Below are 25,030 nucleotides of genomic sequence, written 5' to 3' on the forward strand. Positions count from 1 at the left end.
TACGGCCAGAGTCTTGTTACATTTATTCACGCATTCCCTTACGCAATTGTGCGGACTGGAGGCCCGGGGCGATTGCGCTTAGGGGTGGGGTTCAGCGCCCTGCAGAAGCTGTCAGCGCCCGGTCCCGCCACGCCAGACCGGCCGAGGTATCAGCCGCCGGGCGGTATTCGCAACCCACCCAGCCCTTGTAGCCCAGGGCGTCGATGGTGTCGAACAGGAACGGGTAGTGCAGCTCGCCCCGGTCGGGCTCGTTGCGCGCGGGCACGCCTGCCACCTGGATGTGGGCCACGCGGCCCGTGGGCAGGTAGCGTTGCAGCTTGCCGTGGAGGTCGCCTTCCACCAGCTGGCAGTGGTACAGGTCCATCAGCACCTTCAGGTGCGGCACCTGGGCCGCATCGAGCAGTTCGTGCGCGTGGTCCTGCCGGTTCAGGAAGTAACGCGGCACGTCGCGCAGGTTGGTGGGTTCGATGAGGATGTCGCACCCTGCGCACCCCGCCTGGTCTGCCGCCCAGCGCAGGTTGCCCACACACAGGGCCTTGAGCGACTCACGCTCCACGTCCGGTGGCACGGTGCCGCACAGCACGTGGATGGAGGGGCAGCGCAGCCTTTCGGCATACCGCAAGGCCTCCAGCACCCCGGCGCGAAACTCTGTCTCCCGCCCCGGCTGTGCGGCCAGACCGCGCGCGCCCCGCTCCCAGGCGCAGGCCATGTCGGCGCGGTCGGCACCGGCTGCCGGGGCGTTGAGCAGCGCCAGCTGCAGACCGTTGTTCTGCAGCCGGGCAGCGATCTCGCCAGGGTCGAACGCGTAAGGGAAGTGCAGCTCCACCGCCCGAAATCCGTCGCGTGCCGCAGCGGCAAAGCGGTCGAGCAGCGGCAGCTCGGAGTACATCAGGCTCAGGTTGGCGCAAAACTGGGGCATGGGCGGTGCGGCGGGTGCCGCAGCAAACAAAACCCTGCCAGCTTATCGCGCCACGGCCCACAGGCAGGCCTGTGAGATCCCCCAGAGGCAGAAAACAGGCCTTATGAGCCGATAGTGCCAGTGGAATCTGCTTCTTTAGCTGCATTATTCATAGCACCCAGATCCCATGCACTGGCAAGGCGGGGTGGCCACGCACACCCTCGGCGGGCGCGTCGCGGGCCCCGTGGTCCGACTATTGGGCCTTCGCGCCGAACGCCTGCACGGCGGCACGGCCCACTGCCGAGTCGTCGGTGAAGAAGCCGTCGATGCCCGCACGCAGGTAGGCCGTGATCTCGGCCACGCTGTCGCCGCGCACGATGCCGTCGGTGGCGGGTGCCTTTTTCAGACCGGCGGGCAGGAAGGCATTTTCAGGCCGCAGCGTCCAAATGTGCACGGCCAGCCCGGCAGCGTGGGCCTGCGCGACCAGCGGCGTGGGCTCGCCGGGCACACCGTCCTTCACTGGCACTACCAGGGTCTTGTAGGGGCCGACGGCGTTGGCGTAAGTGGCCACCTGCTTCAGGCCCTCGGGCGTGATCAGGTCGGCATAGCCGCGCGTGTTGGCCGCGCCCTGGGCCACAAAGTCGTACGGCCGTCCCGAGGGCGCCACCAGCTGCACCAAGCGCACGGTGCTGAGCTTGCGGATGGCCTGCAGGTTGGCCACCTCGAAGGACTGCACGAACACGGGCGCGTCCTTGTGGTTCCAGCCATTCTTTTCCAGCACCGCCAGGAGCGGCGCTTCCAGCGGCTGGCCGATGGACTGGAAGTAAGTGGGATGCTTGGTCTCGGGGTAGATGCCGATGGTGCGGCCGGTCTTGGCCGTGGCGGCCTTGGCCAGGTCGATCACCTCCTGCAACGTGAGCACCTCGAACTGGCCGTTGTAGGCCACGTTGGCCGGACGCTGCGCAGGAATGCGCTCGCGGGCGCGCAGGGTTTTCAGCTCGGCCAGCGTGAAGTCCTCGGTGAACCAGCCGGTGATGGCCTGGCCGTCGATGGTCTTGGTAGCTTTGCGGCCCGCAAACTCCGGGTGGTCCACCACGTCGGTGGTGGCTTCCTTCACCGAGCCGTCGGCGTTCAGGATGGCAATCGCGTTCTCGTGCCGGGCCACCAGCACGCCGTCCTTGGTGATCACCAGGTCGGGCTCGATGATGTCGGCGCCGTCGTCAATGGCCTTCTGGTACGCGGCCAGCGTGTGCTCGGGCCGCAGGGCCGAAGCCCCCCGGTGGGCAATCACGGTGGGGGTGGGCGGCCAGGCCTGCTGGGCCACGGCGCCCAGCGCCCAGGTGGTGAGCAGCGCGGCAGCGGTCACGGCGCGCAGTGCAATGCGTTTCATGCGGGTCTCCTACAAACGGAGACCGCACCTTAGCCGATGCGGTTGACAGCGGTGTGTCGCGAGGAGGCCTAGGCGTGTTCGAAGAGAAAAACGGCTGTGCCCGCGCGCGCATTCGGCAACCAGCGCACCTCTTCCCCATCCTGCAGCCCGAAGGCGTCGAGGATGCGCAGGCTGTTCTTGGTCGCCAGCACCTCAAAGTCCTTGTAGGTGCCCACGCGAATGTTGGGCGTGTCGTACCACTGGTAGGGCAGGCGCCGCGTAACCGGCATGCGCCCGCGCAGGATGGACAGGCGGTTGGGCCAGTGCGCAAAGTTGGGGAACGCCACCACGCCGGTGCGGCCCACACGCGCCGTCTCGCGCAGCATGGTTTCGGCATTGCGCAAATGCTGCAGCGTGTCGATCTGCAGCACCACGTCAAAGCTGTTGTCGTCAAACATGGCCAGCCCCTCGTCGAGGTTGAGCTGGATCACATCCACCCCGCGCTGCACGCAGGCCAGCACGTTGGCGTCGTCGATCTCCACACCATAGCCGCTGCAGCCGCGCTCGCGCTGCAGGTAGTCGAGCATGGCGCCGTTGCCGCAGCCCAGGTCGAGCACGCGCGAGCCGGGGGGCACCAGGCGCGCTAGGGCTTGCATTGCCGCTTTTTCGGTCATGGTTGCAACTCCTTGGCAATGCTATCGAAGTAAGAGCGCATCACGCCCATGTAGCGAGCGTCATCGAGCAAAAAGGCATCGTGCCCATGGGGCGCATCGATCTCGGCATAGCTCACGCTGCGGCGGTTATCGAGCAGGGCCTTGACGATCTCGCGGCTGCGCCTGGGCGAAAAACGCCAGTCGGTGGTGAAGCTCACGAGCAGGAACTTCGCCGTGGCACGGGCCAGGGCGCGCGTGAGGTTGTCGGCATGCGCGCGGGCGGGGTCGAAGTAGTCGAGCGCCCGGGTGATCAGCAGGTAGGTGTTGGCGTCGAAGTAGTCGCTGAACTTGTCGCCCTGGTAGCGCAGGTAGCTTTCGATCTGAAATTCGATGTCCTGCGTGCTGTATTTCAGGTCGATGCCTTCGCGCAGCTGGCGCCCGAACTTCTCGTTCATCACATCGTCGCTGAGGTACGTGATGTGGCCAATCATGCGGGCGATGCGCAGGCCGCGTTTGGGGATCACGCCATGGCGGTAGAAATGGCCGCCGTGAAAGTCCGGGTCGGTCACGATGGCGCGGCGGGCCACCTCGTTGAAAGCGATGTTCTCGGCCGTGAGGTTGGGCGCGCTGGCCACCACCACGGCGTGGCGCATGCGCTCGGGGTATTGCAGCGTCCAGCTCAGGGCCTGCATGCCGCCCAGGCTGCCGCCCAGCACGGCGGCCAGTTGCTGGATGCCCAGGCGGTCCAGCAGGCGGGCCTGGGCGTTGACCCAGTCTTCCACGGTGACCACGGGGAAGTCCGCGCCATAGACCTCGCCCGTGTCGGGGTGCGTGTGCATGGGGCCGGTGGAGCCGAAGCACGAGCCCAGGTTGTTCACACCGATGACGAAGAAGCGGTCGGTGTCCACGGGCTTGCCCGGGCCGATCATGTTGTCCCACCAGCCCTCGCTCTTGTCCTGCCCGGCATACACGCCCGCCACGTGGTGCGAGGCGTTGAGGGCGTGGCACACGAGCACGGCGTTGGAGCGGTCGGCATTGAGCGTGCCGTAGGTCTCGAAGGCCAGGTGGTAGTCGCGGATCGACGCGCCGCTTTGCAGCGGCAGCGCATCCGGGAAGTGCATGGACTGGGGTGTGGCGATGAACGACATAGTTGGAACTGGTAAGCCCTCACGTTCCACCGCTTGCGCACGCTGCAGGTCCCTGGGGAGCCGCTTTTGCCAAAGGCATGCCTTCGGCAAAAAAATACCCGGCGTCGCTAAAAACGAGGCCGGGCAGGTGTGTCGGACGGGTCTTTAGCAGAATTTATAAAGCGCCCGCAAGCTGTGGCAAATCGGCGCGTTCGGCAAATATACCAAAGCAGCGTCGCCTCGCCCAGCCCGTTGCATCGATCAGATCAACCCGCCGACGAAAAAATCGCCAGCAGCCCCAGCACCAGGAAGATGACGGCTGACACCAGGTGCACCGCGCGAATGGGCACCTTGCGCGTGATGCGCTCGCCCAGCCAGACCACCGGCGCATTGGCCAGCATCATGCCCAGCGTGGTGCCCGCCACCACCCACAGGTAGGCGTTGTATTTGGCGGCCAGCATGACGGTGGCGATCTGGGTCTTGTCGCCCATCTCGGCCAGGAAGAACGCGACCACCGTGGTGCCAAACACGCCCCAGCGCGGGGAGCCGTCGGCTTCGCCTTCGTCCAGCTTGTCGGGGATCAGCATCCAGATCGCCATGGCGATGAACGAGGCACCCAGGATCCAGCGCAATACCTGTGGGCCGAGGAAGGTGGTCACCCACGCACCGACCGCGCCGGCCAGGCCGTGGTTCACCAGGGTCGCGACCAGGATGCCCAGCACGATGGGCCAGGGTTTGCGAAAACGCGCTGCCAGCACCAGCGCGAGCAGCTGCGTCTTGTCGCCCATCTCGGCGAGCGCGACGATGGCGGTGGAAATGAAGAAGGCTTCCATGGGGGAGGGGGTCCTATCCGGCCGGATGGGTGGAAAACGCATTGACTGCACCCCGACTCCGGCCATGTGGATCGGTTTGCAGTCAATGGTCTCGCCCAGCTCAAAAGCCGCATACGCCATAGGTTTCAAAGAACCCAAGTGTGTTGACGCATGCCCCCGACGCATTGCGCGGCCGGGCGGGCTACTCCCCAAAGACTGGCGGATTCTACCTTATGGTTTGCCCGGAAATTCACCGAAAAACCACGCCAACCCAGCGTTTTGAGCCCATCTGCCCAGAAATAAAACCCCACGGGCCCCATAAAGTGATTAATAATGGATTCGCTCTTCTGCTCGCAGAGGGGCAGTTAGCTTAGCGGTGAATGGTCAGTTTCGCGTCTTTGAAGTCGTCACAGGTTTGTTGATTGCGTCGGGCTCCATCGCGTTTTTGTGTTTTTTCAGGAGTCCTTCATGGGCAACAAACTTTACGTGGGCAACCTGCCCTACTCTTTCCGCGACGAAGATCTGCAACAGACCTTCAGCCAGTACGGCTCGGTTGGCAGCGCCAAGGTCATGATGGAACGTGACACCGGCCGCTCCAAGGGTTTCGGTTTTGTCGAAATGGGCAGCGATGCTGAAGCCCAAGCCGCCATCCAAGGCGTGCATGGTCAAAACTTCGGTGGCCGTGACCTCGTGGTCAACGAAGCCCGTCCTATGGAGCCCCGCGCTCCCCGTAGCGGTGGCTTCGGTGGTGGCAATGGCGGCGGCGGTTACGGCGGTGGCCGTAGCGGCGGCGGCTACGGTGGTGGCGGCGGTGGCGGTTACGGCGGTGGCCGTAGCAGCTACTAAAAAGTCCTTATCGGCAGTCCTCAGGGTCTGCCGACGGCAAAGAAAGGAGCCTTCGGGCTCCTTTTTGCGTTCTGGCGCGGCATGTGCACCACAGCGTACAAAGCCCCTTGCTTTTTCCGCAAAAGTGTGGCGCATAATGGTCTGGCGGGTTTGGCCCGCATTTCAAGTTTGCGGTGATCCGTCAGTTTCGCGCTGAGAGCGTCATTGAGATTAGCTGGCTGCGTTTTGGGGACTCCATCGCTTTATCCATGTGTTTTTGAGGAGTCCCTCGATGGGCAACAAACTGTACGTCGGCAACCTGCCTTACTCGGTGCGCGACGGTGATCTGGAACAGGCCTTTGGCCAGTTCGGTGCCGTGACCAGCGCCAAGGTCATGATGGAGCGCGACACGGGTCGCTCTAAGGGCTTTGGCTTTGTGGAGATGGGCAGCGACGCAGAAGCCCAGGCCGCCATCAACGGCATGAACGGCCAGCCACTGGGTGGCCGCAGCATCGTGGTCAACGAAGCCCGTCCCATGGAACCGCGCCCACCCCGCAGCGGTGGTTTTGGCGGCGGTGGTGGCGGCTACGGCGGCGGTGGCCGCAGCGGTGGTGGTGGCGGATATGGCGGCGGCCGTGAAGGCGGCGGTGGCTACGGTGGTGGCCGCGAGGGCGGCGGCGGTGGTGGTTACGGCGGTGGCCGGGAGGGCGGTGGCGGGGGCTACGGCGGCGGTGGCCGCAGCGAAGGTGGTTTCCGCAGCCCGTACGGTTCGGGCTCGCGCAACGGTGGTGGCGGCGGCCGCAATGGCGGCGGTGGTGGCTACGGTGGCGGCGGCAACGGCGGCTACTGAACCCCACGGTTCTTTCTGTCAGAAGGCCCCTTCGGGGGCTTTTTTCATGGGCAGCCGGATTTCGAGGGAGTAGTTGGTCGCCCCCTCCGCCTTAGGCGCCAAGCGTGGCGCCGCCCTTACTGCATTTCAGTCTGACGGCGCTTGCGCGGGCGGCCCGCCAGCACCTTGTCGAACAGGGGGTTGGGCAGCATGCGCAGCAGCTTGGCGACCACGCCCATTTGCCAGGGGATGACCCGGTAGCTCACGCCTGCCTGAATGGTGCGGAACGCCCGGTCGGCAAAATCGGCGGGCTGCATCAAAAACGGCATGCTGTAGCGGTTCTGTTGCGTGAGGGGGGTATCGATATAGCCCGGCGACACCGTCACCACGCGCACGCCGTGGGGACGCAACTCACCCCGTAGGCTTTCGCAGTAGCTGATGACGGCCGCCTTGCTGGCGCAATAGGCGCCATGGCCGGGCAGGCCCCGGATGCCGGCCACACTGCCAATGCCCACCAGGGTGCCGCTGCCGCGCTGCACCATGGCGTCCACAAACGGCTGGAACGTGGCCGCCATGCCGATGTTGTTGGTGGCAAAGGTGCGAGCCATGACCTCGATATCGCTCAGCACGGCTGTGTCCATGCCCACGCTGATGCCTGCGTTGGCAATCACCACATCCGGCACCCCCTGGCGCGCAATGCAGTCACGCCCCGCAGCCACGATGCTGTCAGTCACCGACACATCAGCACTATAAATTTCATAGCTATCAGGGCTTATACCTTGAGCACTTGCCCATGTTTTGACCTCGGAAGTGCGCCGCGCCACCAGTGCCAGGCGGTACCCTGCGCGGTGGTAGCGGTGGGCCAAGGCCTGGCCAATGCCGCTGGAGGCGCCGGTGATGAAGACAAGGGGAGTGGTCATGTACGTTCCGGCAGTGGGCGACAAGGCAGGGATGGGACTACCGAGTGGTGCCCGGCAGGATCATGCCGCGCACCCGCCCGCGCAGTTGCAGCACTTGGTCGAGGTTGTCGTAATCCATGCCGTCGGCGGTGAACCGGTCGTTGCCGCGTGTGAGCGTGACGGGCTGGTCAGAGCGCACCCGCTCGGTGTTGGTGAACGCATGCAGAAACTCCCCCCGGAACTCCATGCGGGGCTGCGCCGCTGCCCCGGGCTTGGCGGGCAAGGGTTCGCGCGTGACGATGGCATTGCCGAACAACTGCACCTCCGACCCGTCGGCGTTGCTCAGGGCCCGGTTGGCGGTAGCTACAGTGACGCGGCCATCGAGGCTGACCGAGCGCATGCGGACCTGGTCGATCTCCAGCGTGTCGGTGTCGGGGTAGTGGCGCGCCTCATCGCCCTGCACCTCGCTCTGCAGGCGGCCCGTGGCGTCGAACGTCTTCACCGAGAAGGACTTCATGAAATAGTCTGGCTGATGCTGCACGGGCCGGTCGATGGCGGGCAACTGCGGCATGGGCGCGTTGCGCACCAGCCACCAGGTGCCCAGGGCCAGCAGGCCCATCAGCACCACGGGCAGGTAGATCGAGAGCTGGTCCCAGCCCTGGCGGATCACGCGGATCATGCGGTGTAGTCCGCCAGCAGCGCCGCATAGCGGCCCGTGGCCACGAGCAGCAGGTCGCACAGCTCACGCGCCGCACCGTCGCCCCCGCGCGCCTGGGTGACGAAATGGGCCGCATGGCGCACCTCGGTCTGGGCGTTGGCGGGCGCACACGCGAAGGCGCTGCGGCGCATCACAGGCAGGTCGGGCCAGTCGTCGCCCATGGCAGCGGCCTGCGCCCAGGTCAGGCCCAAGGTGGCAAGGATTTGTTCGGCGGCGGGGCGCTTGTCTTCGGTGCCGAACACCGCGTGCTCTACGCCCAGGGCCTTCAGGCGCACGCGCAGCGGGGCAGAGTCACGGCCGGTGATCACAGCGGGGGTGATGCCCGCCTTTTGCAGCAGCTTGAGACCATGCCCGTCCAGGGTGTTGAAGCGCTTGATCGTCTCGCCCGCTTCGCTGAAGTACAGGCCGCCGTCGGTCAGCACGCCGTCCACGTCGAAGAAGGCCACGCGCACACCCTGAGCGCGCAGCAGCAGCTCCGGGTCGATCTGCAGGGCGGGAGAGGGAAAGGTCTGCGGGGACAGCGCCATCGTCAGATCACCTTCGCACGCATCAGGTCGCCGATGTGGACCACGCCCACCAGGGCACCCGCAGCGTCCACCACCAGCACGCTGGTGATGGCGTGGGCCTCCATCATTTCGGCGGCATCCACGGCCAGCGCGTCGGGGGCAATGCGGCGCGGGTTGGCATGCATGACCTGGGCGGCGGTGGTGGACCGCAGTTCTGCCCCGGCCTCGATGCGGCGGCGCAGGTCGCCGTCGGTGAAGATGCCCAGCACCTGCCCGGCGGCATCGACGATGGCCGAGGCGCCCAGGCCTTTGGCGCTCATCTCGCGCATGAGGTCGCTGAACGAGGCATCGGGGGCCACACGCGGCACTTCAGTGCCCGAACGCATCACGTCGCTCACATGGGTGAGCAGCTTGCGTCCCAGCGCACCGCCAGGGTGCGAGCGGGCAAAGTCTTCAGGGCGAAAGCCCCGGGCGTCCAGCAGGGCCACGGCCAGCGCGTCGCCCATGGCCAGCTGGGCCGTGGTGCTGGCGGTGGGGGCCAGGTTCAACGGGCAGGCTTCGCGCGCCACGCTGCAGTCGAGCACCAGGTCGGCATAACGCGCCAGGGTGGACTGCAGGCCGCCCGTCATGGCGATCATGGGCGCGCCCAGGCGCCGCAGCACCGGCAGGATGGCTGTGAGTTCGCCGCTTTCGCCGCTGTTGGAGATGGCCAGCACCAGGTCGTCGCCGGTGACCATGCCCAGGTCGCCATGGCTGGCTTCGGCGGGGTGCACAAAAAACGCGGGGGTGCCGGTGGAGGCCAGGGTGGCGGCGATCTTGCGGCCCACGTGGCCGCTTTTGCCCATGCCCATCACCACCACGCGGCCCCGGGCCTGCAGCACCATCTGCACCGCCTGGGCAAACACGCCATCCACGCGGGCCGCGAGGCCGTTCAGGGCTTCCGCCTCGATGTGGAAGGTCTCGCGGGCCAGGCGCAGGGCCTGATCAGCATCGAAAGGGGGCAGCGCGGCGGGGGCGGGAGTCATGCACGGATTCTATCGACCGGGCATGCGGGCCGGGCCGCCGCGTCGGCCAAGTCCACTGGCATGGTCCGTGCATCCGGGCAGCAAAGCCTTTGCCCGGCCCACGAGGCTGCAAGACTTGCGCGCACTGGGATGCAGCAATCGCCTGCAGTCCGAGCCAGTGGCTTGATTGAATCCTGTGTTACACAAGTCAAGCCTCGGATAGCATCGAACCCATGTCCTCTCTCGCCCTCACACTGCTTTACCTGCTGGCCGCGGTGCTGGGCGTGGTGGCATGCCGCAGCCTCAAGCTGCCGCCCATGCTGGGCTACCTGGCCGCCGGGGTGCTCATTGGGCCGCATGCGCTGGCGCTGGCGCAGAACTCCGAAGGCGTGCGCCACCTGGGCGAGTTTGGGGTGGTGTTCCTGATGTTTGCCATCGGGCTGGAATTCAGCCTGCCCAAGCTGCGCGCCATGCGCAAGCAGGTGTTTGGCCTGGGGCTGATGCAGGTGGTGCTGACGATGGCCGTCGTGTCCGGACTGGCGCTGGTGCTGTCGCGCTGGGTGGGCGGGGTATGGGACATGGGCTGGCAGACGGCGCTGGCGCTGTCGGGCGTGATGGCCATGAGCAGCACGGCCATCGTGGTCAAGCTCATGGCCGAACGGGCCGAGCTGGAGAGCGAACACGGCCGGCGCGTGATGGGCATCCTGCTGTTCCAGGACCTGGCCGTGGTGCCGCTGCTGGTGCTGATTCCGGCGCTGGGGTCGTCGCCGGACCAGCTGCTCACCTCACTGGGTTGGGCGCTGATCAAGGCCACGGTGCTGGTGGGCCTGCTTCTCACCGGCGGGCAGCGGCTGATGCGCTGGTGGCTCACGCTGGTCGCGCGGCGCAAGAGCGACGAACTGTTCATGCTGAACCTGCTGCTGATCACGCTGGGCCTGGCTTGGCTGACCGAGCTGGCGGGCCTGAGCCTGGCACTGGGCGCCTTCATTGCGGGCGTGCTGGTGTCCGAGACCGAATACCGCCACCAGGTGGGCACGGACATCCGGCCCTTTCACGATGTGCTGCTGGGCCTGTTCTTCATCACCATCGGGATGATGCTGGACTGGCACATCCTGGTGGACCGCTGGGCACTGGTGCTGATGCTGCTCACGGTGCCCCTGGTGCTCAAGCTGGGGATCATCCTGGTGCTGGCGCGCGGCATGGGTGCGACCACCGGTGTGGCGCTGCGCACCGGGCTGTACCTGGCGCAGGCGGGCGAGTTCGGCTTTGTGCTGCTGTCGCTCACGCAAAGCAACGGGCTGGTGCAACCGGCGCTGATGAACCCCATCCTCGCGGCCATGGTGCTCTCGATGCTCGCCACGCCCTTCCTCATCATGTACAGCAACCGCATCGTGATGAAGCTGGTGGCCAGCGACTGGCTGCAGCAGTCGCTGCAGATGACGACCATCGCGCGCAAGTCCATCAACACCAGCAAGCATGTGATCATCTGCGGCTACGGCCGCTGCGGACAGAACCTGGCGCGCATGCTGGAGCACGAGGGCGTCCCGTACATGGCGCTGGACCTGGACCCGGACCGTGTGCGCCAGGCCGCGGCAGCGGGCGACTCGGTGGTGTATGGCGACGCCACGCGCCTGCAGGCGCTGATGGCGGCCGGCCTGGTGCGCGCCAGCGCTGTGGCCGTGACCTATATCGACGTACCCGCCGCGCTGAAGGTGCTGGCCAATGCCCGGTCGCACGCGCCGCAGGTGCCGGTGGTGGTGCGCACGCAGGACGATCTGTACCTGGACAAGCTGCAGGAGGCGGGCGCGACCGAGGTGGTGCCCGAGGCCATCGAGGGCTCGCTCATGCTCGCCAGCCACGCCCTGGCCCTGGTGGGCGTGCCCATGCGCCGCGTGCTGCGCCTGGTGCAGGACCAGCGCGACGCGCGCTACAACTTGCTGCGCGGCTACTTCCACGGCGCCGATGACGACACGGTGAACGAGCGCGACCAGGAGCGCCTGTCTACCATCAACCTGCCCCCGGGCTCCACCGCGCTGGGCCGTAGCCTGGGCCAGCTGGCGCTGCCGGCCATGGGCGTGCGCGTGGTCAACCTGCGGCGCGGCAATGGCCATGTGAGCGCGACGGTGGACGAGGCCCTGCTGGCCGAAGGCGACACGCTGGTGCTGTCGGGCCACCCGGCTGCGCTGGCGCTGGCGGAAGACAAGCTGCTGAAAGGCTGACCGGCCTGGGGCACGCCGCTGGTAACTCAACGGGTGGTCGGGCCCAAAATTTGAATGAAATGTGCCTGTAGCGCCAGTGCAATATGCGCTATCAGCTACATATTTAATAGCAAACTACAGCAACTCCGCAGGCCCAGGCCGCCCGAACAAGTAGCCCTGGAACTGGCGGCAGCCGTTGCGCAGCAAGAACGCGCGCTGCCCTTCGGTCTCTACCCCCTCGGCCACCACGTCCAGGCCCAGGCTGCGGGCCAGCGTGATGATGGTGCAGGCGATGGTGGCATCGTTGGGGTCGGTGAGCACGTCGCGTACAAAGCTCTGGTCGATCTTGAGCTGGTCCAGCGGCAGACGCTTGAGGTAGCTGAGCGATGAGTAACCGGTGCCAAAGTCGTCGAGCGAAAAACCCACCCCCAGCGTGCGCAGCGCCTGCATCTTGAGGATGCTGTCCTCCACGTCGTGCAGCAGCAGGCTTTCGGTCAGTTCGAGCTTGAGCAGGCGCGGGTTGGCGGCCGCATCGCGCAGCGCGGCCAGCACCTGCTCCACAAAATCGGGCTGGCGGAACTCCTGCGCACTCACGTTGACGGCCAGCGTCCACGCAGCCGTCGCCGGGGCGGTGGCCCACTGGGCCAGCTGGCGGCAGGCCAGGGCCAGCACCTGGCGGCCCAGGGGCAGGATGAGCCCGGTCTGCTCGGCCAGCGGGATGAAGTCGGCGGGCGAGACCATGCCGCGCTGCGGGTGTTGCCAGCGCACCAGCGCCTCGGCCCCCAGCAGGTGGCCGGTGGCGTCCACCACCGGCTGGTAGTGCAGCAAAAATTCGTTGCGCGCCAACCCCAAGCGGATGTCCCCCTCCAGCGCTGAGCGCGCCGATGCGGCGGCCTGCATGGCGGGGTCGAAAAAGCACAGGGTATTGCGCCCCTGCGCCTTGGCCTGGTACATGGCCAGATCGGCGCGCTTGAGCAGCTCCTGCACGGGCTGCTGCGCGTCCTGGAACAACGCAATGCCGATGCTGGGGGTGCTGTGCATGTCGCAGCCGTCCACCACGTAAGGCTGGTTCAGCGCCACCAGCACCTTCTGGGCCACGGCCTCGGCCTCGGCGGCGGCTTCGACCTCCTGGCCGTGCAGGCCCTGCACCACGACCACAAACTCGTCACCACCCAGCCGCGCCACGGTGTCGGTGGCTCGCACGCAGGCCCCGATGCGTGCGGCCACCTGCACCAGCAGGCGGTCGCCCCACTCGTGGCCCATGGTGTCGTTGATGCCCTTGAAATTGTCCAGGTCCAGGAACAGCAGCGCACCGTGCCGGCCTTCACGGTGGGTGGTGGCCACCGCACGCTCCAGCCGGTCCATGAGCAGGCGGCGGTTGGGCAGGCCGGTGAGTTCGTCGTAGAACGCCAGGCGCTGGATCTCGGCCTCGGCCAGCTTGCGCTCGGTGATGTCGCGCGCCACGCCCCGGTAGCCGGTAAAGCGGCCCTCTTCGTCAAAGATGGGCTCGCCGCTGATCGACACCCACACGGGTTTGCCATCCTGGGACAGGCGCTGCATCTCGAAGTCGTGAAAGACCTGGTGCGCCTCCAGCTGCTCGCGGTGCGCGCGCCATTGCCCTTCCGTGGCGAAGGTGTCAGGCAGCTCCCAGCGGGTCAGGCCATAGTGCATGTCATCCGGCACGCCCTCGGTGTGGTACGGGTTGCCGTCCAGCCGCACAAAGCGGAACTGGTCGTCCTGCTCCCAGTACCAGTCGGACGACAGGTCCGTCAGGCTGCGCCAGCGCGCCTCGCTCTGGCGCAAGGCCTCCAGCGTGCTCAGGTAGTCGGTGACATCGGTGAAGGTGCGCACGCGCCCGCCGGGCTCCAGGGCACGGGTGCGCACCTCGATGTAGCGGCCCTTGGGCGTGCGCCGCACATAGCTGTCAGGCAAAGGCAACTGGTTGCCGTGGGCCGCGTACTCCGAGGCCACATATTTGCGCGCCATGGGCTCGATGAGCTGGAAATTGGGACCGAAGTCGCCCCGCTCAGTCTGAAAGCGCACCACCTCTTCCACCAGGGGCTGCGTGGCCAGCAGGCTCTCGGGCAGGTCCAGCAGCTCCAGGTAGCGCTGGTTGTAGACGCGGATGCGCCCCTCGGCGTCGACGTTGGTGATGCCCTGGGAGATGTTGGCCAGCGTGCCTTCGAGGGCACCGGTCTTCTCGGCCAGCAGCGCGCTGGTGCGGGCCAGTTCGGCCTCCACATGGCTGCGGGCCAGCGCGGCGCGGCGGGCGGTCTCCAGCTGGCCGATCGTGCTCAGCAAGGGCTGCAGAAACTGCACATCGGCATGGGTGTAGCCGCCGCTGCGGTTGGCCAGGCCCACCATGGCCACCAGCTCGCCCGCCGCGTGAATGGGCAAGCCCAGGTAGGTGTGCAGCGTGGGGTGACCAGGCGGTGTGCCCGCGCTGCGCGGGTCGTGGCTGGCCTCGTTGCTGAGGACCGGCTCGCCCGTCACCAGCGCAGCGCCCACCAGCGAGTGCAGGTTGTCGAACACCATGCCGTCCTCGGCATGCTCGGCGTAGCGCTGGCGCGAGGCCTCGTCCCAGCTGATGTCGGTCATCGCGTGCACCCGCAGATAGGGGTGCCCATCGTCGGCGCGCTGCACCTGCCCCACCAAGCCGAACGCGCTCTGGGTCAGGGTCATCAGCTCGCTCAGCAGCACCTCAAACGCTGCACGGGGGCCCGAGCTGGCTATGAACATGCCCTGGGCGCGCGAGATGGCTTGCAGCAGCCGGTGCTGGCGTGCGAGCATGGCCTCGGCCGCGCGGCGGGCGCGCGCGCTGGAGCTGCGCTCGAGCACCGCCTCGATCTGCGCGGGCAGGGTGAGCAGGTAGTCCAGCGCCGGGTCCTGCACGGTGAAATCGTCAAACCCGTGGCGCATGGCCTGCGCCGCGTGGGTCTCGGCCCCCATGCGCACGATGATGATGGCCGGAACGCCGTCGAGCAGCTGCAGCAGGTCAAACGCCGAGCCGTCCATGGTGCGCTGGGCGGCCAGCACGATGTCGGGGCGGTGGCGCAGCAATTGCTCGCGCGCCTCGCTGATCGACTCCACCACATCCACGCGCCAACCCGACCAGGGGTCTGCCAGCGCCCCCGCCACTGCCTTCGCGTGGGAGTGATCACTCTCGATCAGCAGAACGGAGATGGGCATGGGCCGATCGTCGGGGAGGTTGGGGCGCCGCAGGCGGCGCGCAGTTTGTAACGCCAGTGAAACACATTATGGCGTCTGGTGCGGGTTCGCGTGTCCGGCGCGCGGGCTGTTTACACTCTCGCACTTTCCGAGCTTCGCGCCGCCGGCCAGCCCTGGGCGTGCGCACAGGCGCAGGCCCCTGCCCGGGCCTTCCCCCCGTCATCACTCCCACACCCACCCATGCAGCCCCTCAGCGTCAACCAGTACCTTCGCCAGCACATCCGCACCGTCCCCGACTGGCCCGCGCCCGGCGTGCAGTTCCGCGACATCACGCCCCTGCTGCAGGACCCGAAAGTGTTCCGCGTGCTGATCGACGCGTTCGTGCACCGCTACATGGACAAGGCGCTGCGCCCCGACGTGGTGGCAGGCCTGGACGCGCGGGGCTTCATCCTGGGGGCTGTGGTGGCCTACGAGCTGAACGTGGGTTTTGTGCCCATCCGCAAGAAAGGCAAGCTGCCTTTCACCACGGTGGAGGAAACCTATGAACTGGAATACGGCAGCGCCACGGTGGAGCTGCACACCGACGCCGTGAAGGCCGGTGACCGCGTGCTGCTGATCGACGACCTGATCGCCACCGGCGGGACCATGATGGCTGGCAAGAAGCTGCTGGAAAAGCTGGGTGCCACGGTCACTGAGGGCGCCGCCATCGTGGACCTGCCCGAGCTCGGCGGCTCACAGCGGCTGCGCGAATCAGGCCTGCCGCTGTTCACGCTGGTGGACTTTGCAGGCCACTGATACTGCGGACGACTTGGGGACGCAAGCCCGGCCACGCCCAGCACGCCCCTGTCTCATCCCTAGTTGAGTTCACCGTACTGGGTGCTGCTCAGATCGGGGGCCTGGCCGTCGGCACCAGGCATCTCGGTGTCCTCAAAACCTGTGGGCTGCGACGGCGGCAGCAGTGGGCCGGAGCGCACAGGCACGCCCGGTCTGGCAGCCGCCGCCGGGGCAGCCGATGACCCCGCCGCATTGGCCAGCGCGCGCTTGAAAGCGGCCACCTCGTCGGCCTCGATGGGTTCAAAGCGGGCAGAAGATGGGGGCCGTGCGGCGGCCAGTGGTGCGGATGCGGGCACCAGAGGCGCAGGGGCCGATACCGCGGCGAGCGGACGGCGCGCCGCCAGCGGGGCCGGAGCAGGCGCAGAAGGGGTCAGTGGAGCAGGAGCGGTCGCAGCGGGGCGTGCGCCAGCCAACGGGGCAGGCGATGGAGCCAGGGGCGCAGGGGCAGTGGCCGCTGCTGCTGGCGGACGGCGCACCGCCGTGGATACCGCCTGCAACGGCAGCGCCGCGCCTTGGGGCGCCACGCCCTTTTGTGGAATACCCACCGCCACGTGGTCGTTGATGCGCCAGTACACGGCCGTCACCAGGATGTCGTAGCGGGTCTTGGCCGTCTGGGCGATGAGCGCCTCGATCTCGCTCAGACGCACCGTCTCGCCGCCGTATTCGCGGGCCAAGTCCATCATCACCAGGAACTGGCGGCCGCGCTGGTCAAGCGACAGCACCTTGAATTTGTAGCTGGCCGACAGCACGCCAGCGCGCACCATGGCGTCGCGCACCACCGTGTAGAGCAGCTCGCGGCGCTCCATGCGCTCGTTCTTGCGGTTGGCGGCGTGCTCAGGCGGCTGGGGTTCCACCAGCGGCTTGCCCTGGCGCCCGGTTTGCAGGGGCACGGTGGCGTCGGCGTTGAACAGGCCGGAGGGCTCGGCCGCTGCGCGGGGCTTGGCGGGGGCGGGTTTGCGGCTGAACCAGCTGAACAGGGACATGGCTTGCTTTCTTCGGATGGTGCCCGGACAAAATCCAAATCGAGTGTACCGCGCCATCCCCCTGCAGAAGATGGAAGAAGCCCAAGGGAACCCCCGACGGGGGCAGCCTGTCAGGTGGCCGCAACGCGGCGGCGGCGATTGCCCAGGCGCTTGGCCAGCACGGCCCCTGCCGCCATGGCCAGGCCCAGGGCAATGGCAGGCTGGCGGTTGGTCAGCTCGGTGAAGCGGATGGCCGTGAGGCTCCAGAGTTTGCAAGGAGCGCTGGCCTGCACGGTGGCGCTGCGCGCGCGGTGCGAGAAGAAAGCGCCTTCACCCACTACCGACCCCGCGCCCACAATCGCCAGGCGCAAGCGCTCTTTTTCGTCCTGGTAGTGCACGCTCAGGCTGCCACTTTCGACCAGATACAGCGTGCGGTCCGTGGCACCCTGGCTGAACAGCACCTGCCCTGCGGGCAGCACCACGGGCAGCAGGTAGGACGACAGCACCTCCCACTGGGCTGCCGTCAGCGGGTTGGTCATGCTGTCCTCCGCCGTGGTCTGGGCAATGGCGTCGATCAGACCTTTGAGGTCCACCTTGGAGGCAACGGGCATGGGAACATTCATGGTCCGCCGAAAGTAACCCTGTTACAGATCGGACACAAGCGCTGTTTACGTCCGTTTACAAGATAGGGCGACCAACGGTCGCTATTTGCCGATGCAGAAGCTGGAGAAGATCACCCCGAGCAGGTCGTCCGAGGTGAACTCGCCGGTGATGGCGCTCAGCGCGTTCTGCGCCAGCCGCAGTTCCTCGGCCAGCAGGTCCAGCGCCGGGCCCTGGGCCTGCAGCTGGTCAGCGGCCTCCTGCAGGTGTGACGACACCGCCTGCAGCGCCTGCACGTGCCGCGCGCGGGCGATGTAGATGCCCTCGGGCGCCGACTGCCAGCCCGCCACGTCCAGCAGCAGCCTCCGCAAGCCGTCCAGCCCCTGACCGGTGCGGGCCGACAGGTGCACCGCCGGGCGCCCGGCGCTGACGGAGGAGGCAACACCCGCCGCGCAGTCCAGCTTGTTCCAGACATCGATCACGGGAATGTTCTTGGGCAGTTTTTGCCCCAAGGCGCTTTCGATATCTGCGTCGGCAGCTACATATTCAGGAGCATTCTGCCGCGACAAGTCGTGCAGGAACAGCACGGCGTCTGCCCCCGCGATCTCGTCCCAGGCGCGGGCGATGCCGATGCGCTCGACCTCGTCGCTGCTGTCGCGCAGGCCGGCGGTGTCGATGATGTGCAGGGGCACCCCCTCGATCTGGATGGTCTGCTGCACCTTGTCGCGCGTGGTGCCTGCGATGGGCGTGACGATGGCCAGCTCGGCCCCCGCCAGCGCATTGAGCAGGGAGCTTTTGCCAGCATTGGGCTGCCCGGCGATGACCACCTTGATGCCCTCGCGCAGCAGCGCCCCCTGGCGCGCGCGCTGCATCACCGAGGCCAGGGTTTGCTGCAAGTTCGATAGCTGCCCATGCGCATCGGCCTTGCGCAGGAAGTCGATTTCTTCTTCAGGGAAGTCCAGCGTGGCCTCCACCAGCATGCGCAGGTGGATGAGCGCATCGCGCAAGCTGTGGATTTCTGCGGAGAACGCGCCCGTCAGCGAGCGGCTGGCGCTGCGGGCTGCGGCCTCGGTGCTGGCGTCGATCAGGTCGGCAATCGCCTCGGCCTGGGCGAGGTCGATCTTGTCGTTGAGGAAGGCGCGTTCGGTGAACTCCCCGGGCTGGGCCACGCGCAGGCCCGACAGGCAGGGCTGGCCGGTGGCCGGGTCCGTGGCGGTGCCCGCCTCCAGGCAGCGCGCCAGCAGCAGCTGCAGCACCACGGGGCCACCGTGGGCCTGCAGCTCCAGCACATCCTCGCCGGTGTAGCTGTGCGGGCCGGGGAAGTACAACGCCAACCCCTGGTCGATGGCCTGGCCCTGCGCGTCGCGAAAGGGCAGGTAGGTGGCCTCGCGGGGCTTGAGGGTGCGACCGCACAGCGCCTGCACCAGGGCCTCCAGCCCTTTGCCCGACACCCGCACGATGCCGACGGCCCCACGGCCGGGGGCAGTGGCGATGGCAACGATGGGGTCGTGGTGGCGGGCGAGCATGGGCAGGGACTTTACAAGGTGGACGGAAAAAAGGCCGCTTGCGCGGCCTTTGGGGGGTCAGTTCGTGGATGTCAGCGTTGCCGCTGCGGCATCACTTGAACTTGGGCAGATTGAACTGCGGTGGCACGCCCATGCGGGTGTTGATGATCCACTGCTGCGCAATCGACAGAATGTTGTTCGTCAGCCAGTACAGCACCAGGCCGGCCGGGAAGAAGAAGAACATCACGCTGAAGATCAGCGGCATGAACCACATCATCTTGGCCTGCATCGGGTCTGGCGGCGCGGGGTTCAGGGCCGTCTGCAGCAGCGAGCTGGCCGTCATCAGCAGGGGCAGGATGAAGAATGGATCCGGCGCGGAGAGGTCGTGGATCCAGCCGATCCAGGGCGCATTGCGCATCTCGACGCTGGACAGCAGCACCCAGTACAGCGCGATGAACACAGGGATCTGGATCATGATGGGGAAGCAGCCGCCCATGGGGTTGACCTTTTCCTCGCGGTAGATGCGCATCATCTCCTGCTGCATCTGCTGAGGCTTGTCCTTCAGGCGCTCACGCATCTCCGTGATCTTGGGGTTGATGGCCTTCATCTTGGCCATGCTGGCGTAGGCCTTGGCGTTCAGCCAGTAGAAAGCGATCTTCAGCAGCAGCACCAGCGCCACGATGGACCAGCCCCAGTTGTTCAAGAGTTTGTGCAGCTGATCGAGCAGCCAGTACAGCGGCTTGGACAGGATGGTGAGCCAGCCGTAGTCCTTGACCAGTTCCAGGCCGGGGTACAGCTTTTCCATCATGGTCTCGACCTGCGGGCCGGCGAACAGGCGCGCGTCGACGGTCTTGGTGGCGCCCGGCTCGATGGTGCCCAGCGAGGTCAGCATGCCCACCGAGTACAGGTTGGTGTCCACCTTGCGAACGAAGGGCTCGCGCTGCACGCCATCCGCCAGCAGCCAGGCCGTGGCGAAGTAATGCTGGACCATGGCTGCATAGCCATTGGCAGAGTCCTTGGGGATGTCGATCTTGCCGCTTTCGATGTCCTTGAACTCGATCTTCTGGTACTTCTTGGCTTCGGTGAAGACCGCTGGGCCCGTGAAGGTGGAGTAGAACGAGGACTCGCCGGGCGGCTTGTTGCCGTCACGCACCAGCTGCAGGTACAGCTGGGGCGACACGGCAGCACTACCGGTGTTCACGATCTCGTGCTTGACGGCGATGTCATAGGCGCCGCGCTTGATGGTCCAGGTCTTGACCAGCTTCACGCCACCTTGGTCGGGCGACTCGAAACGGATGCTCAGCTCGTCCTGCCCGTCCTTGAGTTCACGCGGGCCGGGCACGGCCGTCATCGCCGTCTTGTGCGTGGGGAAGGTACCGCCCACCAGGCCCGTCTGCGCCACGTAGACGCGCTGCGCGCTCTCGTCCAGCAGCAGGAAGTTGCGGGTCTTGTCGGTCATGTCGGCGTGCTTGAGCAGCTCGGCCTGCGTGAGCGAGCCGCCTTCACTGTCGAACACCAGACGGTACAGGTCGGTCTTGACTTCGATGCGCTCACGCTTGGCGGGCGCGGCCGCTGGCGTCGGCTGGCCGGGCACCGCTGCTGCGCCTTGAGCAACCGCAGTGGCTGCGGGCACGCTGGTGGCGGGCACGCTGGCTGCCCCGGTCGCGCTGGAAGCAGCACCGGCAGCGGGCGCCGTCACTGCAGGCGTGGTGGGGAAAAAGGTGGCCTTGTTGCCGTTGTGCAACTGCCACTTGTCCCACAGCAAAACCATGGAAAAGCCAAAAATCACCCACAGGATGGTGCGGCGAATGTCGTTCATGAAGACTTCTTTGGTGAGGATGATTGGGTGGTGGACGGATGACGCCGCGAAAAAAGCCGCATGCTGCGCGGCAGATCTTGCGGGACCGGATCGTGGCCCCCGTCACACCAAGGGTGGCAGCGTACCAGCCTGCGCACCGTGAGATAACTGCCTGTCAGAGCGCCGTGCTGCTCCAGCGCCTGCAGCGAATAGACCGAGCAGGTCGGCTCAAAGCGGCAGGCCGAGCCCAGCCAGGGGCTGAGGAACAACCGATAGCCTTTGACCACGCCGATCAGCAGGCGCTGCATCATGGGGCGGTCACCGGCTCTGCCACCGGCGGCACAGGTGCGGCAGCTGGAGTGGCTGAGGCCACTGCAGCGCCCGCATGCCGGGTGGCGTACCCGAACAGCTGCAGCAGCTCCGTGCGCACCGCCTGCTTGAGCTGGTCGGACGTGGCGCTCACAAACTGCTTGCGATCAAACGCCGAACGCAGGCGCACCACATGGGCGGCCTGCGGCAAACGCGCCTCAAACATGGCGCCCACGGTGTAAATCTGCCGCTTGATAGCGTTGCGCGTCACGGCGCGGCGCGCCCAGCGCTTGGGCACCATGGCACCCAGCCAGACGCCAGGAACGACAAACAGGGCCTGCGGCCCTTGCGTGTGCTGCAAGGAGCCGGGCCCTGTGGGTGCAACAGCAGCGGTTTGGCTAGCTGCAGCGCCATTGGCATCGAGTACCAAGCGGTGCAACGCAAAATGCGCCGTGCGGGAGACAGTGCCTCCCGCCATGGCAGCCTGGAACTGCGGCCGGGTTTTTAGCCTGTGCATGCAAGCGCCCCGTTTGGAACCTGGCGGTACAAACCGGGAACAGGCGGGGAGCAGGCCGTAGACCGTAACGGCCTTAGACGGCCAGGCGCTTGCGGCCCTTGGCGCGGCGTGCGTTGATAACGGCACGGCCGCCGCGGGTCTTCATGCGGACGAGGAAACCGTGGGTGCGCGCGCGGCGCGTCTTGGAGGGCTGGTAAGTACGTTTCATGGTGCTATTCCTTGAGGTTCAGTTCCGGACTGCTGCTCTTGAACCCCCTGCAATCTGCACAGCCACGCCGCAAAAACGGCGCCTTGGCGGCAGACCCACGGGGCAGAAATAACGGCGCGCCGGGTCAAATCACCCTGAACACATTCAGGGAAACCCAAAATTATCGCAGGCTTGTGGCTGGCTGGCAATGCCTTTCGGTGAGCGGGCCTTTATCAGCGAGCACTGGAACCCCGGGCGCTGCCCTCGATGGGCCTCTGTGTACAAGAGGGCGTCACGCAGCAGCGTGCGGCTCCGCGACCGTTTCTGCCCTCCATGGCAACCCCGGATTCCCCCGGACGACAGCCGCCATCAAATTGTGGATAACTCCTTGACAAGCTACAATCCACCGCCTCACCCCGTTCCTCCTATCCACAATAAGAATTCCCCAGAAATGACCGAGGAACCCACCCGCAGCTCCCCCAATTCGCCCGGCTCAGATGCCGGTCAGGGCCTGTGGCAAGCCTGCGTTGAGCAACTGGCACAAGACCTGCCAGAACAACAATTCAACACCTGGATCAAGCCCCTGGTGGCCCAGGTGGCCGAAGACTTCTCCAAAGTCACGCTGCTCGTGGGCAACCGCTTCAAGCTCGACTGGATCCGCGCTCAATACGCGGGCCGCATTGCCGCGCTGCTTGAAGGCCTGTATGGCCAACCAGTCACGCTGGAGTTAGCGCTCGCTCAGCGGGAATCTGTTGCCCGCACTTATGTGCGCCCCACGTCGCAGGAGCCCGCCAGCTCCGCAGCGCCCGCCGAATCCCCTTCCAGCAGCAACGATGAAGCCACGGCGGGTGCGTTCCGCAACCGCCTCAACGCCGCCCTCACGTTCGAGACCCTGGTGGAGGGCACAGCCAACCGCATGGCGCGCTCGGCGGCCATGCACGTGGCGGGCATGCCTGGCCACCTGTACAACCCGTTGTTCATCTATGGCGGCGTGGGCCTGGGCAAGACCCACTTGGTGCACGCTGTGGGCAACCGCCTGCTGCAGGACAAGCCCGACGCCAAAGTTCTCTACATCCATGCCGAACAGTTCGTGTCGGATGTGGTTAAGGCCTACCAGCGCCGCACCTTCGACGAGTTCAAGGAGCGCTACCACTCGCTCGACCTGCTGCTCATCGACGATGTGCAGTTCTTCGCCAACAAGGACCGCACGCAGGAAGAATTCTTCAACGCGTTTGAAGCCCTGCTGGCCAAGAAGTCGCACATCGTGATGACGTCGGACACGTATCCGAAGGGTCTGGCCAACATCCACGAGCGGCTGGTCTCGCGCTTCGATTCCGGCCTGACAGTGGCCATCGAGCCGCCCGAGCTGGAAATGCGCGTGGCCATCCTGATCAACAAGGCGCGCGTGGAGGGCACCGAGATGCCCGAGGAAGTCGCCTTCTTCGTGGCCAAGAACGTGCGCTCCAACGTGCGCGAGCTAGAAGGCGCGCTGCGCAAGATCCTGGCGTACTCGCGCTTCAACCAGAAAGAGATTTCGATCCAGCTAGCCCGCGAGGCGCTGCGCGACCTGCTGTCCATCCAGAACCGGCAGATCAGTGTGGAAAACATTCAGAAGACGGTGGCCGACTATTACAAGATCAAGGTCGCCGACATGTACAGCAAGAAGCGCCCAGCCAGCATTGCCCGCCCGCGCCAGATTGCGATGTACCTGGCCAAGGAGCTGACGCAAAAGAGCCTTCCCGAGATCGGAGAATTGTTTGGCGGACGCGACCACACGACCGTGCTGCATGCCGTGCGAAAGATTTCGGGCGAGCGCCAACAGCTGACTGAGCTGAACCAGCAGTTGCACGTGCTGGAGCAGACGCTGAAAGGCTGATGCCCCATGCGCTCCATGAGGCTGGTATCTGTAAGAACTTGTTCATTGCGCCTCCAAGAAGGCGAACAGCCGCTTACAGGGCAAAATGACGGATTGGGCAGCAGGGGGGGCACCACCCGTGCCGCTGCCGACGCACCGGTTTAGAAAATCCACAAGAGGTTGATGACATGATCGTCCTGAAGGCAACACAAGACAAGGTTCTCGCGGTACTGCAGTCCGTGGCTGGCATCGTGGAGCGCCGCCACACGCTGCCCATCCTGGCCAATGTGCTGATCCGCAAGACAGGCAATGCCCTGCAGCTGACGACCAGCGACCTCGAAATCCAGATCCGCACCACGGCCGAACTGGGCGGCGACACCGGCGACTTCACCACCACCGTGGGCGCGCGCAAGCTCATCGACATCCTGCGCACCATGCCCGGTGACCAGACCGTGAGCCTCGAATCCGCCCAGTCCAAGCTCATCCTCAAGGGTGGCAAGAGCCGCTTCACACTGCAGAGCCTGCCCGCCGAAGACTTCCCGCTGGTGCAAGAGTCTGCAGCCTTCGGCCCCGTGTTCGCCGTGCCACAAAAAACGCTCAAGGACTTGCTGGGCCAGGTGTCGTTTGCGATGGCCGTGCAAGACATCCGCTACTACCTGAACGGCATCCTGTTCGTGGCCGAGGGCAAGACACTGAGCCTGGTCGCCACCGACGGCCACCGCCTGGCCTTTGCCAGCGCCACGCTGGATGTGGAAGTGCCCAAGCAGGAAGTCATCCTGCCGCGCAAGACCGTGATCGAGTTGCAGCGCCTGCTGTCTGATGCCGGTGGCGAGAACCAGCCCCACATCGAGATGCAGTTCGCCAACAACCAGGCCAAGTTCACCTTTGGCGGCATGGAGTTCGTCACCAAGCTGGTCGAAGGCAAGTTCCCTGACTACAACCGCGTCATCCCCAAGAACCACCACAACAGCGTGACCCTGGGCCGCGCCCCCCTGCTGGCCAGCCTGCAGCGCACGGCCATCATGACCAGCGACAAGTTCAAGGGCGTGCGCCTGAACCTGGAGCCCGGCACCCTGCGGGTGGCGTCCAACAACGCCGAGCAGGAAGAAGCCGTGGACGAGCTCGACATCGACTACGGTGGCGACACCATCGAGATCGGCTTCAACGTGACCTACCTCATCGACGCCCTGGCCAACATGGGCCAGGACATGGTGAAGGTGGAATTGTCGGACGGCAACAGCTCTGCGCTGCTGACCATCCCCGAGAACGACAGCTTCAAGTACGTCGTGATGCCCATGCGCATCTGAGGCAGCGTGACGCCAGCCCTGTCCCACAGTCGCCTTAACGTACTGTAAACGCTACTGTATTGATAGCTGCAAGCGCATATTCAATATGCGCTTGCGCCCAATTTGACCATTGAACACATTGGAAACCCCGGTTTCCACGGATCCCAAGGC

General features: G+C 66.0%; 23 protein-coding genes and 1 riboswitch. Of the genes, 6 read left to right on the top strand and 17 right to left on the bottom strand.

From position 1 onward, the window contains the following. Positions 1 to 91 precede the first annotated feature (91 nt). The 5 genes from C8C99_RS14765 to C8C99_RS14785 all read right to left on the bottom strand — a co-directional run bounded on the left by C8C99_RS14765 (position 92) and on the right by C8C99_RS14785 (position 4,880). Positions 92 to 919 (bottom strand): hydroxypyruvate isomerase family protein, encoded by an 828-nt coding sequence (locus C8C99_RS14765; RefSeq protein ID WP_108627182.1) that lies wholly within the window; start codon positions 917 to 919, stop codon positions 92 to 94. 232 nt (positions 920 to 1,151) lie between these two features. Beyond that, on the bottom strand, positions 1,152 to 2,288 hold the full coding sequence (locus C8C99_RS14770; RefSeq protein ID WP_108626137.1) for a glycerophosphodiester phosphodiesterase: 1,137 nt from the start codon (positions 2,286 to 2,288) through the stop codon (positions 1,152 to 1,154). 68 nt (positions 2,289 to 2,356) lie between these two features. Continuing rightward, entirely contained in the window at positions 2,357 to 2,941 is a 585-nt protein-coding gene (gene metW / locus C8C99_RS14775; protein ID WP_056642134.1) for a methionine biosynthesis protein MetW, read from the bottom strand. Beyond that, on the bottom strand, positions 2,938 to 4,068 hold the full coding sequence (locus tag C8C99_RS14780; RefSeq protein WP_108626138.1) for a homoserine O-acetyltransferase: 1,131 nt from the start codon (positions 4,066 to 4,068) through the stop codon (positions 2,938 to 2,940). Before C8C99_RS14780 ends, metW begins: the two co-directional genes overlap by 4 nt. 245 nt (positions 4,069 to 4,313) lie before the next feature. Then, positions 4,314 to 4,880: a TMEM165/GDT1 family protein gene (locus C8C99_RS14785; protein ID WP_056642129.1), complete on the bottom strand. Its 567-nt coding sequence runs from the start codon at positions 4,878 to 4,880 to the stop codon at positions 4,314 to 4,316. 16 nt (positions 4,881 to 4,896) lie between these two features. Next, positions 4,897 to 5,082, bottom strand: a riboswitch (yybP-ykoY riboswitch). Positions 5,083 to 5,327: 245 nt separating this feature from the next. Between C8C99_RS14785 and C8C99_RS14790 the strand changes: the two genes are divergently transcribed. Beyond that, a complete protein-coding gene (locus tag C8C99_RS14790) occupies positions 5,328 to 5,705 on the top strand; it encodes an RNA-binding protein (protein ID WP_056642126.1) in 378 nt (125 codons plus the stop codon). 271 nt (positions 5,706 to 5,976) lie between these two features. Further along, positions 5,977 to 6,534 carry an RNA-binding protein gene (locus C8C99_RS14795; protein ID WP_056642122.1) on the top strand — a complete coding sequence of 186 codons (558 nt, stop codon included), beginning with the start codon at positions 5,977 to 5,979 and terminating at the stop codon, positions 6,532 to 6,534. 116 nt (positions 6,535 to 6,650) lie between these two features. Here the strand turns inward: C8C99_RS14795 and C8C99_RS14800 are convergent, their stop codons facing one another. Genes C8C99_RS14800 through C8C99_RS14815 form a run of 4 tightly spaced genes read right to left on the bottom strand, consistent with a single transcriptional unit; the run spans position 6,651 to position 9,661 of the window. Continuing rightward, positions 6,651 to 7,433 carry an SDR family oxidoreductase gene (locus tag C8C99_RS14800; protein WP_056642120.1) on the bottom strand — a complete coding sequence of 261 codons (783 nt, stop codon included), beginning with the start codon at positions 7,431 to 7,433 and terminating at the stop codon, positions 6,651 to 6,653. Between the two features lie 37 nt (positions 7,434 to 7,470). After that, on the bottom strand, positions 7,471 to 8,091 hold the full coding sequence (lptC, locus tag C8C99_RS14805; RefSeq protein WP_056642116.1) for an LPS export ABC transporter periplasmic protein LptC: 621 nt from the start codon (positions 8,089 to 8,091) through the stop codon (positions 7,471 to 7,473). Continuing rightward, complete coding sequence (locus C8C99_RS14810) at positions 8,088 to 8,657, bottom strand: HAD family hydrolase (RefSeq protein WP_056642114.1); 570 nt, start codon at positions 8,655 to 8,657, stop codon at positions 8,088 to 8,090. Before C8C99_RS14810 ends, lptC begins: the two co-directional genes overlap by 4 nt. A 2-nt stretch (positions 8,658 to 8,659) precedes the next feature. Further along, positions 8,660 to 9,661, bottom strand: a complete 1,002-nt coding sequence (locus C8C99_RS14815; protein WP_108626139.1) for an SIS domain-containing protein — start codon at positions 9,659 to 9,661, stop codon at positions 8,660 to 8,662. A gap of 212 nt (positions 9,662 to 9,873) precedes the next feature. Between C8C99_RS14815 and C8C99_RS14820 the strand changes: the two genes are divergently transcribed. Next, entirely contained in the window at positions 9,874 to 11,859 is a 1,986-nt protein-coding gene (locus tag C8C99_RS14820; RefSeq protein ID WP_056642108.1) for a monovalent cation:proton antiporter family protein, read from the top strand. Between the two features lie 114 nt (positions 11,860 to 11,973). Here the strand turns inward: C8C99_RS14820 and C8C99_RS14825 are convergent, their stop codons facing one another. Further along, on the bottom strand, positions 11,974 to 15,027 hold the full coding sequence (locus C8C99_RS14825; RefSeq protein WP_108626140.1) for an EAL domain-containing protein: 3,054 nt from the start codon (positions 15,025 to 15,027) through the stop codon (positions 11,974 to 11,976). 219 nt (positions 15,028 to 15,246) lie between these two features. Between C8C99_RS14825 and C8C99_RS14830 the strand changes: the two genes are divergently transcribed. Continuing rightward, entirely contained in the window at positions 15,247 to 15,801 is a 555-nt protein-coding gene (locus C8C99_RS14830; RefSeq protein ID WP_056642102.1) for an adenine phosphoribosyltransferase, read from the top strand. 59 nt (positions 15,802 to 15,860) lie between these two features. Here the strand turns inward: C8C99_RS14830 and C8C99_RS14835 are convergent, their stop codons facing one another. The 7 genes from C8C99_RS14835 to rpmH form a co-directional block, all read right to left on the bottom strand. Further along, positions 15,861 to 16,823, bottom strand: coding sequence for a hypothetical protein (locus tag C8C99_RS14835; protein WP_056642099.1), 963 nt, complete (start codon positions 16,821 to 16,823; stop codon positions 15,861 to 15,863). Positions 16,824 to 16,933: 110 nt separating this feature from the next. After that, positions 16,934 to 17,425, bottom strand: a complete 492-nt coding sequence (locus C8C99_RS14840; RefSeq protein WP_043565827.1) for a Crp/Fnr family transcriptional regulator — start codon at positions 17,423 to 17,425, stop codon at positions 16,934 to 16,936. Positions 17,426 to 17,506: 81 nt separating this feature from the next. Continuing rightward, entirely contained in the window at positions 17,507 to 18,928 is a 1,422-nt protein-coding gene (mnmE, locus tag C8C99_RS14845) for a tRNA uridine-5-carboxymethylaminomethyl(34) synthesis GTPase MnmE (protein WP_056642096.1), read from the bottom strand. Positions 18,929 to 19,019: 91 nt separating this feature from the next. Then, the gene (gene yidC / locus C8C99_RS14850; protein WP_056642093.1) at positions 19,020 to 20,726 is read right to left on the bottom strand and encodes a membrane protein insertase YidC; all 1,707 of its coding nucleotides are present in this window, start codon (positions 20,724 to 20,726) and stop codon (positions 19,020 to 19,022) included. Further along, a complete protein-coding gene (yidD, locus tag C8C99_RS14855) occupies positions 20,723 to 21,016 on the bottom strand; it encodes a membrane protein insertion efficiency factor YidD (RefSeq protein WP_082576826.1) in 294 nt (97 codons plus the stop codon). Before yidD ends, yidC begins: the two co-directional genes overlap by 4 nt. Then, positions 21,013 to 21,531 carry a ribonuclease P protein component gene (locus tag C8C99_RS14860; protein ID WP_056642090.1) on the bottom strand — a complete coding sequence of 173 codons (519 nt, stop codon included), beginning with the start codon at positions 21,529 to 21,531 and terminating at the stop codon, positions 21,013 to 21,015. Before C8C99_RS14860 ends, yidD begins: the two co-directional genes overlap by 4 nt. Before the next feature lie 73 nt (positions 21,532 to 21,604). Further along, entirely contained in the window at positions 21,605 to 21,739 is a 135-nt protein-coding gene (gene rpmH / locus C8C99_RS14865; RefSeq protein ID WP_005798102.1) for a 50S ribosomal protein L34, read from the bottom strand. A gap of 430 nt (positions 21,740 to 22,169) precedes the next feature. Here rpmH and dnaA point away from each other — a divergent pair, with 430 nt between their 5' ends. Both dnaA and dnaN read left to right on the top strand, forming a co-directional pair. Next, positions 22,170 to 23,594 (top strand): chromosomal replication initiator protein DnaA, encoded by a 1,425-nt coding sequence (gene dnaA, locus C8C99_RS14870; protein WP_056642088.1) that lies wholly within the window; start codon positions 22,170 to 22,172, stop codon positions 23,592 to 23,594. Positions 23,595 to 23,761: 167 nt separating this feature from the next. Beyond that, positions 23,762 to 24,880: a DNA polymerase III subunit beta gene (gene dnaN / locus C8C99_RS14875; protein WP_108626141.1), complete on the top strand. Its 1,119-nt coding sequence runs from the start codon at positions 23,762 to 23,764 to the stop codon at positions 24,878 to 24,880. Positions 24,881 to 25,030 lie beyond the last annotated feature (150 nt).

The sequence above is a fragment of the Acidovorax sp. 107 genome (assembly GCF_003058055.1).
Classification (GTDB): Bacteria; Pseudomonadota; Gammaproteobacteria; order Burkholderiales; family Burkholderiaceae_C; genus Acidovorax.

Bases quoted from the DNA above. Each gene is read 5' to 3' on its own strand.
- C8C99_RS14765 (WP_108627182.1), bottom strand. From the start codon at position 919: ATGCCCCAGTTTTGCGCCAACCTGAGCCTGATGTACTCCGAGCTGCCG.
- C8C99_RS14770 (WP_108626137.1), bottom strand. From the start codon at position 2,288: ATGAAACGCATTGCACTGCGCGCCGTGACCGCTGCCGCGCTGCTCACC.
- metW (WP_056642134.1), bottom strand. From the start codon at position 2,941: ATGACCGAAAAAGCGGCAATGCAAGCCCTAGCGCGCCTGGTGCCCCCC.
- C8C99_RS14780 (WP_108626138.1), bottom strand. From the start codon at position 4,068: ATGTCGTTCATCGCCACACCCCAGTCCATGCACTTCCCGGATGCGCTG.
- C8C99_RS14785 (WP_056642129.1), bottom strand. From the start codon at position 4,880: ATGGAAGCCTTCTTCATTTCCACCGCCATCGTCGCGCTCGCCGAGATG.
- C8C99_RS14790 (WP_056642126.1), top strand. From the start codon at position 5,328: ATGGGCAACAAACTTTACGTGGGCAACCTGCCCTACTCTTTCCGCGAC.
- C8C99_RS14795 (WP_056642122.1), top strand. From the start codon at position 5,977: ATGGGCAACAAACTGTACGTCGGCAACCTGCCTTACTCGGTGCGCGAC.
- C8C99_RS14800 (WP_056642120.1), bottom strand. From the start codon at position 7,433: ATGACCACTCCCCTTGTCTTCATCACCGGCGCCTCCAGCGGCATTGGC.
- lptC (WP_056642116.1), bottom strand. From the start codon at position 8,091: ATGATCCGCGTGATCCGCCAGGGCTGGGACCAGCTCTCGATCTACCTG.
- C8C99_RS14810 (WP_056642114.1), bottom strand. From the start codon at position 8,657: ATGGCGCTGTCCCCGCAGACCTTTCCCTCTCCCGCCCTGCAGATCGAC.
- C8C99_RS14815 (WP_108626139.1), bottom strand. From the start codon at position 9,661: ATGACTCCCGCCCCCGCCGCGCTGCCCCCTTTCGATGCTGATCAGGCC.
- C8C99_RS14820 (WP_056642108.1), top strand. From the start codon at position 9,874: ATGTCCTCTCTCGCCCTCACACTGCTTTACCTGCTGGCCGCGGTGCTG.
- C8C99_RS14825 (WP_108626140.1), bottom strand. From the start codon at position 15,027: ATGCCCATCTCCGTTCTGCTGATCGAGAGTGATCACTCCCACGCGAAG.
- C8C99_RS14830 (WP_056642102.1), top strand. From the start codon at position 15,247: ATGCAGCCCCTCAGCGTCAACCAGTACCTTCGCCAGCACATCCGCACC.
- C8C99_RS14835 (WP_056642099.1), bottom strand. From the start codon at position 16,823: ATGTCCCTGTTCAGCTGGTTCAGCCGCAAACCCGCCCCCGCCAAGCCC.
- C8C99_RS14840 (WP_043565827.1), bottom strand. From the start codon at position 17,425: ATGAATGTTCCCATGCCCGTTGCCTCCAAGGTGGACCTCAAAGGTCTG.
- mnmE (WP_056642096.1), bottom strand. From the start codon at position 18,928: ATGCTCGCCCGCCACCACGACCCCATCGTTGCCATCGCCACTGCCCCC.
- yidC (WP_056642093.1), bottom strand. From the start codon at position 20,726: ATGAACGACATTCGCCGCACCATCCTGTGGGTGATTTTTGGCTTTTCC.
- yidD (WP_082576826.1), bottom strand. From the start codon at position 21,016: ATGATGCAGCGCCTGCTGATCGGCGTGGTCAAAGGCTATCGGTTGTTC.
- C8C99_RS14860 (WP_056642090.1), bottom strand. From the start codon at position 21,531: ATGCACAGGCTAAAAACCCGGCCGCAGTTCCAGGCTGCCATGGCGGGA.
- rpmH (WP_005798102.1), bottom strand. From the start codon at position 21,739: ATGAAACGTACTTACCAGCCCTCCAAGACGCGCCGCGCGCGCACCCAC.
- dnaA (WP_056642088.1), top strand. From the start codon at position 22,170: ATGACCGAGGAACCCACCCGCAGCTCCCCCAATTCGCCCGGCTCAGAT.
- dnaN (WP_108626141.1), top strand. From the start codon at position 23,762: ATGATCGTCCTGAAGGCAACACAAGACAAGGTTCTCGCGGTACTGCAG.